Origin of the sequence: Gaoshiqia sediminis, assembly GCF_025907915.1 — a bacterium.
In the GTDB taxonomy this organism is placed as follows: domain Bacteria; phylum Bacteroidota; class Bacteroidia; order Bacteroidales; family Prolixibacteraceae; genus Gaoshiqia; species Gaoshiqia sediminis.
The window spans coordinates 1-16031 of record NZ_JAPAAF010000017.1 but is presented as its reverse complement, the minus strand read 5'-3'; the positions used below and the strand labels follow the sequence as shown (position 1 = coordinate 16031).

Genomic DNA, 16031 nt, shown 5'->3' with positions numbered 1-16031 from the left:
TTCCTCTGTTTAGTTTTCAATTAAAGCGCCATCATACAGCTTCCCTTCGGTTGTCTGAATGTATTTTTCGCCGTCAGTCAGGCCCGAGAGCACCTCTACCGAGTCGCCGAAGCTTTTTCCCGGACGGATCCACCGGAGCAGGGCCGTACCGTTTTGACTGACAGTGTAAATACCTGTAAGTTGTCCGCGATGTACCAAAGCAGTTTGCGGAACCAGCATCAACGGGGAGGTCCCTTTTTCGTAAACCACGGTAGCGTACATGCCACTGTAAAGTCGATTTGTATCTTCCCCCCGGGCGTTGATCCCGATTTTGGCTTCAAACTGGTTGCCGGTAGTTCCTGACGAAGGGTTTATTTCGGCAATAGTCCCGTCCAGGATTAACCCCTCCAACGCATTAATATTTACCTTCACCGGGTCGTTCAACTTTAACCGGGCAATGTCGGCTTCGGGAATGCGGGCAATCACCTTCCACTGTGCCGGGCTTTCCATACCCAGCAAAGGCATACCCGGATTGGCCATATCACCTTCCTCAATAAACTTACCGGTAACTACTCCGCTGTAAGGAGCACGAATCGTCGTGTAACGAATCGATTCTTCCACTTCTTTTTCCATTTGGGCAACTGCCTCGAGACGGGCTTTGGCCATTTGGTAGTGGGTGCGGATGTCGTCCATTTCCTTATCCGAAGCACTGTTGGTGGCATACAACGCCTCAAAGCGTTTCAGGTCCTTCTCAGCGCTGGCAAAAGCCGTTGAGGCTTCCACCTTGCTGGCTTCCACCTGTGCTTTTTTGGCCAGGACATCCTGGTTACGGATCTGCAGCAGCAGGTCGCCTTGCTTAACTTGCTGTCCGCGTTTTACGTAAATCCGCTCCACTTGCCCCATCATGCGTGTACTCAGCGTAGCTTGCTTTTCGGCTTCAATTTTCCCTGAAAAACTATATTGCGAAGGATAGTCTTTCAACTCAGCAACAGCAACCGTGGCCGCTACTTTGGGCCCGGTCATCTGGCTTTCGGCTTTTTTGCCTCCGCATGACGAAAAGATGAGTGCCCCTGAAAAAACAGTCAGGGCGATCAGGCTAAATCTGTACAAATTTGCTTTCATTGTTATCATGGCTTTTATTCGTTAATATCTTGTTCGAGAAGCAATTCCATTTCAAATGTGGCTTGCTTGTAATTATAAATCGATTGAATGTATTGCAATTTCTTTTGCGAGGCCAACGCTTCCGAAATCAGCAGGTCGGTGGTTTTTTCCAGACCTTGTTTGTAGCGGTCGGTACGGATGCGGAAGGATTCCTCGGCTTGTTCTTTGGCCAGCTTGCTGGTTTGTATTTGTTGGAAACTCAATTCCAGATTTCGTTTTGAACGGTTGAATTGTATGTGGCTTTGAGACAGATAATCCTGGTAATTGGTGCGGGCTTCATCCAAACGGGCGCTGGCCTGCTGAGCGCTGCCGATATTTTTATATCCGCTGAACAGATTCCAGCTAAGCGTGGCGCCTACCATGTAGTTATTGGCTGCGGTGCCCAGTAACTTGCTGTCGTTCCACTCGTAGCTACCAAAAGCGTTCACACGGGGGATGAACTTCATTTTCTCGGATTTCAGCATGTTCTCGCCGGCTTCAATTTGTTTCTGATAAGCTTTCAGGTCGGAGCGGTTTTCCAGGTTGGCGGACTGATTTTCAACGAAAAATTGTGCTGGCGGCTGAATCAGCGAATCAACCGTTTCGATGGTTGTTCCCAAGTCGAGACCGAGCAAATGGGCCAGAAATTCGTTGGCCGTCTGCAACTGGTTGTTGGCTTCGCGAAGTTGGTTTTGGCGTTCATCCAAACGCACGGCCGCCTCAAGCACATCGGCTTGTTTTACAAACCCTTGCTTTTCGCTTTCGCGGGTTAGTTTCAGCGCCTCCTCGGCCACCTTAACCGACTGTTCCAGCACTTGCACCGATGATCGGGCGAGTTCGAGCATATAGTAGGCCTTTTTCACTTCATACCGGATGTTTTGTTTTACCCGATTGCTTTGTAACGACATGGCCTCGTACTGATTACGGGCAGCCTTGCGGGCATAAATGCCGTCCATGTTCAACAGCGGCTGCTGAACTTCCAATTTGGTGTTGAAATGTTCGATGTCATCCGGATCGTTTAACCGGGCCGGGTCGAAATCGGCCTGGCCAACAATTTCCTGTTTCAGTTTAAATCCGAACGACGACAAAGGATCGTTTGTAGAAATGCCGGTGTGGCTGACTGACACACCGGGTAGAAATACAGAGTTGGTCATCCGGTAAGCACCGCGTGCAGCGGCTTCGCGAGCTTCGGCACTCCGGGTGGTCAGGTTGTTTTCATCGGCAAGCTGCAGGGCCTCATCCAGACTGATCTGCCGGGTTTGGCTACGAGCACCAAAAGGCAGAGCCAGACTGATAAGCAGTACGAAAATGTTTAATCTTTGTATCATATCAATAGTCTTTGTGTTTTATAGTTTCCTGAGGCAAAAATAAGAATTTACATTGATATATGTAGAAATATAGATGTTTGTATGATCAAATTTAACACGTGGGGAATATAACGGCGATAACCATGAAAATGATAAAGACATATCTGTCTTATTAACAATGTGGTATCATAAACGAAATATGATAGACACAGGTTTCTTCGGATGTTAAATTTTTATAAACTGACTCCGGAAATTGTCCGCTTCGTCCTAATCATTCTTAAATACGGAGGGATAAATCTGAAGGAAGGCGGTCAGATTTCTGGCTTTTTTGATGGGTTTAAAAGCTTTGTGCGGGTTGGCAAAACTCTCTGAAAATAGCTCCAGAATGCTTTCATTTTTTCAAATACTTGCCCCTGATCCGGGAAAATTTGGCGATAGGATTCGAGCATCATTTCATGGAACTGCCATTTCATATCCCGCTGGGTTGCCTGATTGGGCAAGTGACCTTTGAGTCTGCTCACCAGAAAAGGATCGGCTAAAATGCCGCGTCCAATCATCCATTCGTTTTGGTTGGGCACCTGCCTTTTAATCTCGTCCAGGTCGGAAACCGATTGAATATCGCCGTTATACACCAGCGGATGTTGGCTCATGGAGGCCAGCCTGGCAAACAGTTCCCGATTGGCCGTTCCTTTGTATAATTGGTTTGCTGTACGCGGATGAAAGATCATCTTCCTGAAAGGGTAGCTTCCCAGCAATTCCAGCCGATCGAAGATGGTATGCTCACAGATTAGCCCGGCCCGGAACTTAACTGAAACCTCGAAATCGAATTCACCAAACAAGATATCAAGCACCTCTTTCAGCTTTTCGGGATTTTCCAGCAAACCAGTGCCCCGGCCCCGGTTGGTGGCCATGGGATACGGGCATCCCAAGTTCAGGTTAACTTTTCGATAGCCAAAATTTCTCAGCTCCCCGGCAAGCTGTTTTGTTTCTTCCCCATTCGCGCACAAAATTTGGGGCACAACGAGAAGCTGTCCGTTATTTTCGGGCAGAATTTCACGGAACTGACTGTTCCTTATTTTACTCCCGCTCCCGGCCGCAATGTAAGGAATATAGTATTCGTCAATATCGCCAAACAGCTGTTGGTAGCAACGGCGGTAAACAAAATCGGTAAATCCCTGCAAAGGTGCCAGGTAAAACAAATCGGGTGACGACATGTGCCGGTTAATAAATATTTAATGGGCAAAGGTAGCAGCTTCTCTTTTTTAACCTCGGAAATAGTTACTTTTGCAACGAAATTTACCAAACGGCAGCATGATACAACCTGCACTTCAGCAAGACACCCTCTTAAAGCAACTTCACCAGGCTGTTGAGTTCAAGTCGTCTCAATCACTCGATATTTCCCGGAAACTAATTGAGCCGATGGATGTGCGTTTTGTTGATTCGGTAAGTCAACGCGATACATTGCAAGATGCAAGGAATAAAGCTGCAGCCGCCTATTTGAATAAAAACCAGCTCAGCCGACGCCAGAATAACGAGATTCTCACACAACCACCCGTGGTGGCCATCCAGCCCGACGAAATTGTTTTATATACCGCCGCTCCGGGAAGAAACGAGCTTGTTTTGCCAGAAAAAAAAATTGACAGGGGTACGCCGGACTGGGTCGTGGGCATCTTTCTGCTGACACTCGTGTTGTTTGCTACCGTCCGGTTGTTTTTCAATAAATACCTTGTTCAGCTAATCGATTCCACGATAAACTATAGCTCGTCCTCCCGCCTGTTCCGCGAACGCTCTTTAAGCCTGACACATGCTTCCTTCCGGTTGGATGTGATTTTCTACCTTGTATTCAGCCTGTTCCTCTTTCAGGCAGTGGAGGTATTCCGGGTGAGTATCGAAATTAACTCAGTTGTCCTGTATTTGCTGATCTTTTCAGGCGTTGTCCTCTATTTTTTACTAAAGCGGCTGGTTTACCTTTTCCAGGGGAACATAAGCGGAGGCCTGCCCGACACACAGGAATTTCTGTTTAACATGAGTGTTTACAACCGGATACTGGGATTGGTGTTACTTCCAATCAGCCTGGTTGTTGCCTTTACCCCCCTGCCCGACCCGCAGTGGGCCATTCTTCCGGGCCTGGTGGCCATCTGTTTTTTTTACATTTTGTTAATATTTCGGGGGATACGAATTTTAATGAGAAAACATTTTTCAATATTTTATTTGATTTTGTACCTTTGTGCCCTTGAAATATTACCATTATTATTTATCTACAAATTGGTGTTGGTATAAGTTGGTCCATAACTTTTAAAAGATAAACATCTTGAAAATCAAGAAAATTTTAGTTTCACAGCCCAAGCCTGAGTCCGCAAAATCCCCTTATTTTGATTTAGCTGAAAAAACATGTGTTCAGGTTGACTTCCGACCTTTCATTCAGGTTGAGGGAGTTTCTGCAAAAGAGTTCAGGCAGACCAGAATCCAGATTTTGGATCATACAGCCGTCATTTTTACCAGTCGTACCGCTATCGACCACTTCTTCCGCATTTGCCAGGAAACCCGCATTACCGTACCTGATACGATGAAATATTTTTGTATTTCCGAGGCCACAGCGTTCTACCTGCAAAAATATATTGTTTATCGGAAACGGAAAATCTTTTACGGAAACGGAAAATTTTCCGACTTGATCGAAGTGATGAAGAAACACAAAGACGATAAGTTTTTGGTTCCGCTGTCGCACATCCACAAACAAGAAATCCCCGAGTTGCTCGATAAGGGCGGCTTTAAATACACCAAGGCAATCCTTTACCGCACAGTAAGCAGCGACTTATCGGACCTGAAAGAAGTTAACTATGATATTCTGGTTTTTTTCAGCCCATCCGGAATCAAGTCGCTAAAACAAAACTTCCCCGACTTTGAGCAAAACGAGACTAAAATTGCCTCATTCGGACCCAGCACGGCTGCTGCAGTAAAAGAAGCAGGCCTGCGCCTCGATATTGAAGCACCAACGGCCCAGGCCCCATCCATGACCATGGCCCTGGAGCAGTTTATCAAAAAGCACAACAAAACAAAATAGTGTACAAATCCACATACAGGAAAAGGGGAATATTTTCCCCTTTTTTTATTGTACTTTAGCCGGAAGATGAGCGAATACAGCTTAAAGAAACAGGAACGGCTGTGCAGCCGGAAAGCTATTGGAAGCTTATTTTCCGATGGGCAGTCCTTCTTTATTTTCCCACTGAAAGTGGTTTATTGCAAAATGTCAGTCCTATCACCCTACCCGGTGCAGGCAGCGTTTTCCGTATCCAAAAAGAATTTCAAACGGGCCGTCAAAAGAAATTACCTGAAGCGACGCATGCGCGAGGCCTATCGCCTGCACAAGGCTATCCTGTACCAAGCTTTGCCCGAGGGTGAACAACTTGCTGTGATGTTCATTTATTCTGCCAAAGAGATCAAAGATTACGAGGTTATTGAAAAGAGCATGAAAAAAGCCCTGACCAAATTGGCCGGACTTATCAACTAAAAAAGGGACCACCTTGCGGCAATCCCTCTGATATTTATCCTTAAAAGCCTATTCCTCGTCCATAATTTCGGTCTGCATACGCACCGAATCTTCGTGAATTAACTGGAACAAGATCTGTACAAATGTTTTGTTCAGGTTGAGTTTTTCCCCCAGGGCAATACGGTTGTTCATCAACTCGGTCCAACGGCTGATCTGAAGCGCCGTCACGTTATTTTCCTTTTTGTACCGCCCAATTTCACGGGCAATTTCCATCCGCGACGACAATACCTCCATCAACTCAGTGTCCAGTGCATCGATCCGGCTGCGAAGCAATTCCAGCTGATTTTCAAACTGTTTGTTTTCGATGGTGGCATTTCGGATGACCAGTTTGTCCAGGATTTTGGCCAATTCGGCCGGGGTAACCTGCTGATCTTTATCACTCAGGGCACACGATGGGTCGCGGTGCGACTCAATCATCAAACCGTCCATCCCCATGTCGAATGCCTTTTGAGAGATTTCGAACAAGTATTCGCGTTTCCCGGCAATGTGGCTCGGATCGCAAATAACCGGCAAGTTGGGCAGCAAGCGCCGCAGCTCAATAAAGGTACTCCAGTTGGGATGGTTCCGGTATTTGGTTTCGCGGAAAGGAGTGAAGCCTCGATGGATACCAACCAGGTTTTTAATGCCGGCCTGGTTCAGGCGTTCCAGGGCGCCAATCCATAACTGCACATCCGGATTTACCGGGTTTTTCACCATTACTACGGCATCCGTTCCCTTCACTACGTCGGCAATTTCCTGCACCACAAACGGGCTGGCTGTTGAGCGTGCGCCAATCCAGATCACATCCAATCCTGCTTTTAACGCCTCCTCGGTATGCTGGGCATTGGCCACTTCAGTTCCTACCGGCAGCCCGGTTTCCTGTTTCACCATCTGCAACCATTTCAGACCGATGGAGCCTACTCCTTCGAAGCTACCCGGACGCGTACGCGGTTTCCAAACACCACCACGGAAAATGAAAACCCGCGGATCTTTTGCCAGCAAACGGGCAGTCTCCAGCGTTTGCTCTTCGGTTTCGAGGCTGCATGGCCCGGAGATCACCAACGGATTGTTGATATTGGGCAGCCATGCTTTAATTGGCCTGATGTCTAATTCTATTCCCATCTTATTTTGTATAAAATTTAACAATCTTCTCTTCGTTCTTGATCAGCGAAGGGTTTTCCCCTCCCAGAATACCCCTGATCTTATTCGCATTCTCCATGAGCGCGTACATGCGTTGCTCATCGTGCTCAATACTTTCTTTAAAGTCAATCAGGTGTTTGATATACACTTCCAGCGATTCAACAACGTATTGCTTGTTTTGTTGAAAGATTGGCCCCCACATAGTGGGCGTACTTTTTGCCAGGCGCACGGTAGAACGAAACCCCCCGCTGGCCAGGTCAAAAATAATGGAGCGGTCTTCTTTGTCCTGCACGGCGTTGGCCAGCGCAAAAGCCGCCGCGTGCGGCAGATGCGAAATGTAGGCCGTGCTGTGGTCCTGCTCATCGGCCGACATGTAGGCAATATTCATTCCCATGGTTTGAAACATTTTTTCGATCAGTGCCAGATGCTGCGGCCCGCTTTTCTCGTGATCGCAAACAATAGCGATCTTCCCGGTAAAAAGCCCTTCCAATGCGGCTGTTGGCCCCGAATATTCGGTTCCCGACATAGGGTGGGCGGCAATGTAGTTCCGTCGTTTCGGATGGTTTTCAATGGCTTGGGCAATTTCCTTTTTGGTCGATCCCATATCCGTGACCGTTGTCCGGTCCGAAACCAAATCGAGTACCACAGGCAACAGCTCCAATATTTTGTCGACCGGAATAGCCAGGACAACCAGGTCGGCTTTTTGTACCGCTGCTTCCAACGGAAGAACTTCATCAACCAACTTGATCTCCAAGGCTTTTTCGGCATTTGAAACATTTGCCTCTACCCCGGTCAGATGAGTCGCAAACCTGGATTTCCGCAAATCTTTGGCGATTGACCCGCCAATTAGCCCCAGTCCGATAATTGTTACATTCATGGTATATGGTATTAAAAAAAAAGTCCCGACTTGCTCGGGACCTTTCTGTATATTCTCTGTCTTTTTAACAATACACTACTGCTCGACCCCGTTTGTTGAACCGAAATAATAAAACCAGTAATAAAATGAGTTGTTAAAAAGCATGTCTTGTCACTTTCAATTTGACGGCAAATATAGCCATTAATTTTGAAATCAAAATTTTTCACCCGATTTGTTTTGCCTTTTGCCAGCCAAAGTTGCAGATTCCTTTCTTTTCAAAACAATTTTCCTTCCGGCAGGTCAATTTCAGAATCTTATTTTTTGACACCCTCAGCCGGGACAACCTGAAATATAAGCAGGCTTCGGAACTTGATTAAGTCTCAAAAACTAATCGAAATAATGGTTAATTTTCGTTTTATTTGCTTATTCGTTTTATCAACACCATTATGCCATGCGAAACACATTAACCCAGGTTTTTGCAATTCTTTCCTTGTTATTGTTTTGTGCAGAAAAAGCTGCCGGACAACCGAATAATGAAAGTTATCGCCCTCAATTCCACTTCACACCCGCACAAAACTGGATGAACGATCCCAATGGGCTGTTATATTTTGATGGCGAATATCACCTGTTCTACCAACATAATCCACTTGGAAACGAGTGGGGTTTTATGAACTGGGGACATGCCGTAAGCACCGACTTACTGCATTGGGAGCACCTGCCCATTGCCATCACCCCCGACGAAGACTCGCGCGACAAGGAACGGTGCACAGCTTGGTCGGGCAGTGCACTGGTGGACGAGCGAAACCTGACCGGATTGCAGCAAGGCGACCAGCCCGCATTGCTGATTTTCTATACCAGCTACCAGTGCGGTCAACGCCTGGCTTACAGTACCGACAAAGGACGCACCTGGCTGAAATACGAAGGAAACCCGCTCATCCCCTTTGATGAAAAGGACGATGCCCGCGACCCCAAGGTGTTTTGGCACGAACCATCGCAAAAATATGTCATGCTGCTGTGGCGCAAACCGGATGGCGACGAACGGTCGCAGGGCATTTCGTTTTACAACTCTTCCGACCTGATCAACTGGCAATTTCAGAGCCATCTGCCCGGATTTTACGAGTGCCCCGATCTGGTGGAACTGCCCGTAAACCGGCGACCCGATGAAAAACGCTGGGTAATTTTCGACGGAGATGGTTCTTACCACATCGGCCAGTTTGATGGTACCCATTTCACCCCGGAAACCATTAAGCTGAAGAGTGATTTTGGAGCCAACTACTACGCCACCCAAACCTGGAACAACCTGCCCGAGGCTGACGGCCGAACCATCCAAATTGCCTGGATGCGTGGTGCAAATTTCCCGGACATGCCTTTTAACGGACAAATGGGGTTTCCCTGCGAACTATCGCTGAAAACTTACCTCGACGGGATGTACCTGCTGCGAAATCCGGTAAAAGAAATTGAGCTGCTCCACGAAAAAGGTTTTGCATTTGAAGATAAAAACCTAATCCCCGGGCTGAACCAAAACCTGGTGAAGAAGGTAAAAGGAGATTGCCTGCACATCATCGGCACCTTCAACCTCAAAACGGTGAGCAGTTTCGGCTTTCTGGTCCGGCATTCCAAGAAAGAAACCGGCACCGAAATCCGTTACGATGCCACCAAAAACACGTTGAGCTGTCTGGGACAAGCAGCTACCTTGGCGCCCGAAGACGGAAAAATAAAACTGGAAATCCTGCTCGACCGTGCTTCCATCGAAATATTCGGTAACGATGGGAAGATGGTTATGACAAACAGTTTTACGCCCGAAGCAGAAGCCACCGAATTGGTCCTTTACAACACGGGAGGGGAACTGCTGGTTGAAAAGCTGGAAATTTACCCGCTGAAATCGATCTACGAACAAGAACCATAAGCGTTTTGTTAAGATATTGAAGGAGGACGGCAAACAATTGCTTTCCTCCTTTTTTATTCAAGGCGAATGCGCTACCTTCAAATCAAAATAAAAAACACCGTCATGGCTAAGAAGAAAAAAAAGAGAAAAGGCCTGAGTTCTACCTTCAATAAGAAAAACCTGAAAAAAGCCATCCTGAACGTATTCTACGAAAACCCGCAAAAAACCTATAATTACAAACAGCTGGCAACAGCCCTGGAGGTGAAAGACCCGGAAATTCGCCGACTCATCAACGTCGTGCTTGACGAGCTGGCCGAAGATGAAAGCCTGGAACAAATCATGCGCGGCAAGTACAAACTGAAGTCGCGCGGGGGCACCGTCTGCGGAAAAGTTGAACTGCAGCCCCAGGGGTTCGGCTATATTATTTCGGAAGAACTGGACCAGCCGGTGCTGGTTTCGCAGCGCAACCTCAACCATGCCATGGAAGGCGATAAGGTGAAAGTTTACCTGTACGCCAGCCGCAAAAAACACCAGCTGGAAGGCGAGGTTTCCGAAATTGTGGAACGCGCCAAGTCCACCTTTGTGGGTGTCATTGAGCGTTCTCGTAACTTTGCGTTCCTGATCCCGGTGGGCAAAGTTGGCTTCGACATGTTTATCCCGCTCGACAAGCTGAACGGCGCCGAAGATGGGCAAAAAGCCGTTGGGCGCATCACCGAATGGCCGTCGAAAGCCAAAAATCCATTTGGCGAAATTATTGAAGTGCTGGGCAATGCCGGGGAAAACGAAACCGAGATGCACGCCATCCTGGCCGAGTACGACCTGCCCCTGCGGTTCCCCGAAAACGTGCTGAAAGCGGCCGAGAAGATCCCCGAAGAAATTCCGGAAGAGGAAATAAAACAACGCCGCGACATGCGCGATGTGACCACCTTCACCATCGACCCGGCCGATGCCAAGGATTTTGACGATGCCCTGTCGGTCCGCCAACTGAAGGACGATTTGTGGGAAGTGGGGGTACACATTGCCGACGTCAGCCACTACGTGAAACCAAATTCGATTTTGGATGACGAGGCTTACAACCGTGCCACCTCGGTTTACCTGGTTGACCGCGTGGTGCCTATGTTGCCCGAAAAATTGTCGAACGGCGTTTGCTCGCTTCGTCCAAACGAAGATAAGCTCTGCTTTTCGGCTGTTTTCCAGCTAAACGAACAGGCCGATATCGTAAAAGAATGGTTTGGAAAAACGGTCATTCACTCCGACCGCCGCTTCGCTTACGAAGAGGCGCAGGAAGTCATCGAAACCGGCGAGGGTGATTTGAAGGAGGAGATCCTCCTGCTCGATCAGCTCGCCAAAAAGTTGCGGCAACGCCGTTTCAAAGAAGGGTCCATCGCTTTTGACCGGATTGAGGTGAAATTTGAAATCGACGAAACCGGCAAACCCCTTTCGGTTTTCTTCAAAGAATCGAAAGACAGCAACAAACTTATCGAAGAATTTATGCTGCTGGCGAATAAAAAAGTGGCCGAATTTGTGGGCAAAGTAAAAGGCAGCAAACCGGCAAAAACATTCGTTTACCGGATCCACGACAAACCTGACCCGGAAAAGCTGGACAACTTCAACCATTTCATCAAGAAATTCGGCTACGGCATCATGACCACCTCGCCGCGGGCCATCTCCAAATCGATGAACGAGCTGATGGAACACGTTCAGGGCCGGACCGAGCAGAACGTCATCGAAACACTGGCCATCCGATCCATGGCTAAAGCAGAGTATTCGACCCGGAATATCGGCCATTACGGACTTGGCTTCGAACATTACAGCCATTTTACCTCCCCCATCCGCCGTTACCCGGATGTGATGGTCCACCGCCTGCTGGAGCGTTACCTGGATGGTGGCCGGTCGGTAAACGCCCAGAAATTCGAGGAGTACTGCAAACATTCCTCCGAAATGGAAAACCGGGCGGCCAATGCCGAGCGTTCGTCCATCAAATACAAACAGGTTGAATTTATGAAAGACCACATCGGCGAGATTTTCCCCGGGGTAATTTCCGGGGTCACCGACTGGGGAATTTATGTTGAACTGGGAAACAAATGCGAAGGAATGGTACCCCTGCGCGAGCTGGACGACGACTTTTATATCTTCGACGAAAAGAATTATTGCCTGGTTGGCAGGCACAGCCGGAAAAGTTACCAATTGGGTGAACAAGTGCGGGTCGAAATCATCCGGGCCAATCTGGAAAAGAAACAGCTTGACTTCAGGCTTGTTAAAGAATAGCTCGCCAATGCGTCATAACTTTGGTTGAACGAAGTCGAAAAATAGAACTATCTTTACACTGCTAAATTTTAAACGGCCTGAATATGGTGATGAACCCTGACAACGGGACAAACAAAAAAGATGCTAACCGCGAATACATCTTAAAGATTGCCCAAGACATTTTCAGCAAATACGGTTACAAAAAAACCACGCTGGACGACATCGCGAATGCTGTCAGAAAAGGTAAAAGTTCCCTGTATTATTATTTCGACAGCAAAGAAGACCTGTTTCAGGCCGTCATTTTAAAAGAAGTAGATGTTCTGAAACGCGAACTCGAGAAAGTGGTCATGCGCAATACCGACCCGGTAGAAAAGCTGCGCGACTACATCCTGACCAAACTCACCACCTTCCGCGGCCTGGCCAATTTTTACCACGCCCTTGAAAATGATGTGACAGCCATTGAGTTTATCGAAAATATCAAGAACAAGTACAACCAGGAAGAAATCCGCATGATCAAGCGCATCCTGATCGAAGGGGTGCGAAAAAACACCTTCGAGGTGTATGATTTCACCCTCGCGGCCATCGGGATTACCACAGCCATTAAAGGATTGGAAATGCCCCTGACGGCAGGCGACTACGGAACCATCAATCTCGAAAAAGGGGTGGACAACATCCTGAAAATCCTCTGCTACGGCATCATGAAACGGTAACTATAAACACTCATCCCCCTCCAACATTCAAAGCTCTTCACCTCCCTTGAACCCGGGAAGGGGGAAGGCATCCTCCTTCGGATCAACTAGCCCGACGGAAACCGCCTCAACACGGGCGGAAATATGATTCTTCCGTTTGAATATTTACCCATCCTTCATACCTGCATCGTCCCGCCCGGAACGATAAAAAAAAAACAATCCGATGAGGAAACCATCGTCACCAAACCGGATTTTCGTACAAATCGCCATCCTCTCTTTGTCGTTAAAAACGATAAGCAGCTTCCCCCTCATCACCGCTCCGCTAAGATGAGGAGTTGGGGCGTTCGTTTTTTTAATATGTCATCGTATACCTTGAATATAATTCATCTAAGTCAATTTTGACGATTAATTCATTCTTGTCAAGCATTGTCTTAATTGTTTGGTAAATATTTTCTACTAGTTCTTCTAAGTCCTTTATGAAAATCGTTGTAGAAGTTCCATCTGATTTGTCTGAATAGTTTCCATCCCAAGGATTAGAAGGTATTTCTACAATTTTTGAATTTCGGTCGATACTTAAAATATATTTATGTTGTAACTTTTTTCTGTCTTTTTTCTTTTCTGTTGCTAGTCCAAATTTGTGGGTTAATGAGTGTCTAAGAGCTACGATGGCACCCACTTTTAATTCGTCTTCTAATTCTGAGAAATCTGTCAGAGCGCAAAAAATTCCATTGCTAGAGCAAATTGTTTCTTGCTTTGGTGAAAAAATACTCCCAAGCTGTTCAAGAAGTATTAGATAATTTATCAATCCAACGTATTGAAATGAATGATAAAGTCCATTAACTATATCTTCTTCGTTGATTTCGTTCATCTCATAAATACCTGTCTCGATGTTTCTTCCAGTCAATTTTCTTGCCGCTTTTAATAAAAGAACAATATTTGAAAAGCGAACAGGATTTTGGGACATTGGTTGTTCTAGTTTTAAAAAATCTTGAATTTGATTCATCGTGATATTGTCCATTATTGTTATTCAAAATGACGCACAACGGAAAATTGCATGAGTAGTGGCAGACTGCGTAGTAATTTCCTGTCAAACCGCTACGCAGTTTGAGCGGGTTACAAACCTTAATATTTAGCACTTTGCCTGCCATTACTTATACAAAATGTTGGCAGTATGTTATTTTATATTTCTCAAAATCCAAAATGCAATAATTATCGTCAGAATTACAAATATTGCTATTCGACCAAATAGTATTTTTCTCCATTTTAAGATGTTTTCATTTGGCTTTTTTAAAGAGTCAAAAACTAAACCTGTCATTATGTAGGGAATTGATAGCACAAGAATTACATTTTCTTTTATAGCATTAAAAATATTAAAGTTTAAAAGGTAGTGTGCAGCTCTTTGTGAACCACAACCAGGACATTTTAACCCTGTTAGTTCTCTAAATGGGCATTTGGGGAAATAAACATTTCCGTTTGGATTATAAGTCCTATACAGTATGGCAAGAATTATTACAAGAATTATTGCAATACCCCATTTGAGAATTTTACTAATATCCACTTGTAGCACCTGCAATAACTACTATTAAATAAATTACACCGACAGCAATTCCAATCCAAAAACTTATTGTAGTCCATTTTTTCGCATCTGCTGATGACCTATTTGCTCCTTCAATATCACCAGCATAGAACCTTGATTCAACTTTTGCTGCATTTACTATCCCTGCAATTCCAAAAGGTAAACAGCAAAATAATGTCACTAAAATAGATTCGACCAACCAAGTTTTTGGTGGTTTTTGATTGTTCAAATTCTCCTTACTATTATAATTTGAATTTGTTTTTGTGATTGGCGGTGGAACTAATTTGAAAATTTCGGTTAACTCAGGAATTTCACCAGCAGCTTTCCATTCGCCTAATTCTTGAAACCAAACTTTTGTATCTCTGTTAATTTTTTTTTCTTGTAATTCTTCTATTGTGAAAGGTCCAAAATTGCTAGTCCCGTCTGTGTAAAAGTATTTTTTCATTTCTAAATTCTTTTGGGTTAACTTAATTCTCGGATTAACCAGTCTATATTCGAATACAAAAAGTAAATAGACAATAAAGCTCCTAAGATGAGCGCAATGATTTTCAATATTTTATTTTTAACTGATAGAGCAAATACAATTGGAACTGCGGCAAAAATTATATTAGTTCCTATTCGGAAATATGTAACTAACTCATTATCCCACCAATCATCTACAACTTTTTCAATAATGAAAGTTATTAAATTTGTTGCAAACCAATAAGCTATGGCTAAAAACAGGAATATATCAATCACACTGTTTGGATTTGTCTGTCCGACTGACTGCTGAATATAATTGCTTTGCTGCTGTATTGGTGGTGGTACCAAAGCAAATAAGTCGTTTAGTTCTTGAATCGAACCTGCTTTTTGCCAGTCACCAAGTTCTTGAAACCAAATCATTGTTTCTCTACCAATTTCTTTTTCTTTAAGTTCTTCAATTGAAAATGGCCCAAAATTATTTGTTCCATCTGAGTAAAAATACTTTTTCATATTCTGTCGATTTTTGTCTTTATAATTACTGCCACGTATGTGTATATAACTGCTGTATTATATTTCGCTTATATCACCAATTACTAAAAGCCTTCTATTCCGGGCATCTCAAGCTGTTTTTCATTGAATTTATGCGCTCAGCATTTGCAAGAAACAGATTTCGCTTCATCGGGTATCGGGGTTCAGATCGTGGTTTTGTTTTCGTTCCTCAATTTAGCATATTCTTATTTAACTGATACCGCTTACTGTAGCGAACTTATTAACAAAGGTTCAACAATTTTTTGTGCAGCCAACTAACCGTCAGGCAATACCCCCGCTGCCTCGCAAATGTACAATGCAGCCCTGTGCTGGCAAACCACGCGAAGGATTCGCCAATTTTTGACACTGACCCGGTGACTGCGAGTCACCTGGTCAGTAAAACCAAGGGGGAACCGCGTCATTTTAGTTATCGACAATCACGCGGGCGGCCAGGTAACCGTTGTAAAAGTTGACGTCCCTTCGCTTAAAAATGCTCATCACTTTGTCGAGTTTTTCCAGTGCCACTTTGGCTTCGGCAAAAAGCAGTTCCAGGTCTTTGGTGGCCTGCACCGAAGCCACGCGGTAAGCCCGGGGCTGGCCGTTCAGGGCCAGAAACCCGTCGAGGTCGGCCTTCAGGTCGTCCACCTGCCCGGCAGTTACGCCGTATTCGGTTGTTAATACCTCCAGGTTTTCTTC

General features: G+C 45.5%; 15 protein-coding genes and 1 pseudogene. 6 read left to right on the top strand and 10 right to left on the bottom strand.

Annotation, left to right across the window (positions count from 1 at the left end):
• Positions 1-9 precede the first annotated feature (9 nt).
• The 3 genes from N2K84_RS12015 to N2K84_RS12005 form a co-directional block, all read right to left on the bottom strand.
• A complete protein-coding gene (locus N2K84_RS12015) occupies positions 10-1101 on the bottom strand; it encodes an efflux RND transporter periplasmic adaptor subunit (RefSeq protein ID WP_282592062.1) in 1092 nt (363 codons plus the stop codon).
• A 14-nt stretch (positions 1102-1115) separates the two neighbouring features.
• Entirely contained in the window at positions 1116-2447 is a 1332-nt protein-coding gene (locus tag N2K84_RS12010; protein WP_282592061.1) for a TolC family protein, read from the bottom strand.
• A gap of 290 nt (positions 2448-2737) precedes the next feature.
• Positions 2738-3640 carry a tRNA-dihydrouridine synthase family protein gene (locus N2K84_RS12005; protein WP_282592060.1) on the bottom strand — a complete coding sequence of 301 codons (903 nt, stop codon included), beginning with the start codon at positions 3638-3640 and terminating at the stop codon, positions 2738-2740.
• A 70-nt stretch (positions 3641-3710) separates the two neighbouring features.
• Here N2K84_RS12005 and N2K84_RS12000 point away from each other — a divergent pair, with 70 nt between their 5' ends.
• The 3 genes from N2K84_RS12000 to rnpA all read left to right on the top strand — a co-directional run bounded on the left by N2K84_RS12000 (position 3711) and on the right by rnpA (position 5934).
• A complete protein-coding gene (locus tag N2K84_RS12000; RefSeq protein WP_282592059.1) occupies positions 3711-4706 on the top strand; it encodes a DUF4271 domain-containing protein in 996 nt (331 codons plus the stop codon).
• Positions 4707-4737: 31 nt separating this feature from the next.
• Positions 4738-5487, top strand: coding sequence for a uroporphyrinogen-III synthase (locus N2K84_RS11995; RefSeq protein ID WP_282592058.1), 750 nt, complete (start codon positions 4738-4740; stop codon positions 5485-5487).
• 66 nt (positions 5488-5553) lie between these two features.
• A complete protein-coding gene (rnpA, locus tag N2K84_RS11990) occupies positions 5554-5934 on the top strand; it encodes a ribonuclease P protein component (protein ID WP_282592057.1) in 381 nt (126 codons plus the stop codon).
• Between the two features lie 48 nt (positions 5935-5982).
• Here the strand turns inward: rnpA and N2K84_RS11985 are convergent, their stop codons facing one another.
• A complete protein-coding gene (locus N2K84_RS11985) occupies positions 5983-7074 on the bottom strand; it encodes a chorismate mutase (protein WP_282592056.1) in 1092 nt (363 codons plus the stop codon).
• 1 nt (position 7075) lies between these two features.
• Entirely contained in the window at positions 7076-7969 is an 894-nt protein-coding gene (locus tag N2K84_RS11980) for a prephenate dehydrogenase (protein WP_282592055.1), read from the bottom strand.
• 430 nt (positions 7970-8399) lie between these two features.
• Here N2K84_RS11980 and N2K84_RS11975 point away from each other — a divergent pair, with 430 nt between their 5' ends.
• From N2K84_RS11975 to N2K84_RS11965, 3 genes are all read left to right on the top strand, one after another.
• Positions 8400-9854, top strand: coding sequence for a glycoside hydrolase family 32 protein (locus tag N2K84_RS11975; RefSeq protein WP_282592054.1), 1455 nt, complete (start codon positions 8400-8402; stop codon positions 9852-9854).
• A 102-nt stretch (positions 9855-9956) separates the two neighbouring features.
• On the top strand, positions 9957-12101 hold the full coding sequence (gene rnr / locus N2K84_RS11970) for a ribonuclease R (RefSeq protein WP_282592053.1): 2145 nt from the start codon (positions 9957-9959) through the stop codon (positions 12099-12101).
• An 83-nt stretch (positions 12102-12184) separates the two neighbouring features.
• The gene (locus N2K84_RS11965; protein ID WP_282592052.1) at positions 12185-12790 is read left to right on the top strand and encodes a TetR/AcrR family transcriptional regulator; all 606 of its coding nucleotides are present in this window, start codon (positions 12185-12187) and stop codon (positions 12788-12790) included.
• Positions 12791-13121: 331 nt separating this feature from the next.
• Here N2K84_RS11965 and N2K84_RS11960 read toward each other — a convergent pair whose 3' ends face one another.
• The 5 genes and pseudogenes from N2K84_RS11960 to N2K84_RS11940 form a co-directional block, all read right to left on the bottom strand.
• On the bottom strand, positions 13122-13787 hold the full coding sequence (locus N2K84_RS11960) for a hypothetical protein (RefSeq protein WP_282592051.1): 666 nt from the start codon (positions 13785-13787) through the stop codon (positions 13122-13124).
• A 156-nt stretch (positions 13788-13943) separates the two neighbouring features.
• Positions 13944-14327, bottom strand: coding sequence for a DUF2752 domain-containing protein (locus N2K84_RS11955; RefSeq protein WP_282592050.1), 384 nt, complete (start codon positions 14325-14327; stop codon positions 13944-13946).
• The gene (locus tag N2K84_RS11950; protein WP_282592049.1) at positions 14317-14790 is read right to left on the bottom strand and encodes a CD225/dispanin family protein; all 474 of its coding nucleotides are present in this window, start codon (positions 14788-14790) and stop codon (positions 14317-14319) included. Before N2K84_RS11950 ends, N2K84_RS11955 begins: the two co-directional genes overlap by 11 nt.
• Before the next feature lie 17 nt (positions 14791-14807).
• Positions 14808-15317, bottom strand: a complete 510-nt coding sequence (locus tag N2K84_RS11945; RefSeq protein ID WP_282592048.1) for a DUF4339 domain-containing protein — start codon at positions 15315-15317, stop codon at positions 14808-14810.
• Between the two features lie 441 nt (positions 15318-15758).
• Positions 15759-16031: pseudogene (locus N2K84_RS11940) on the bottom strand (hypothetical protein); the annotation flags it as partial.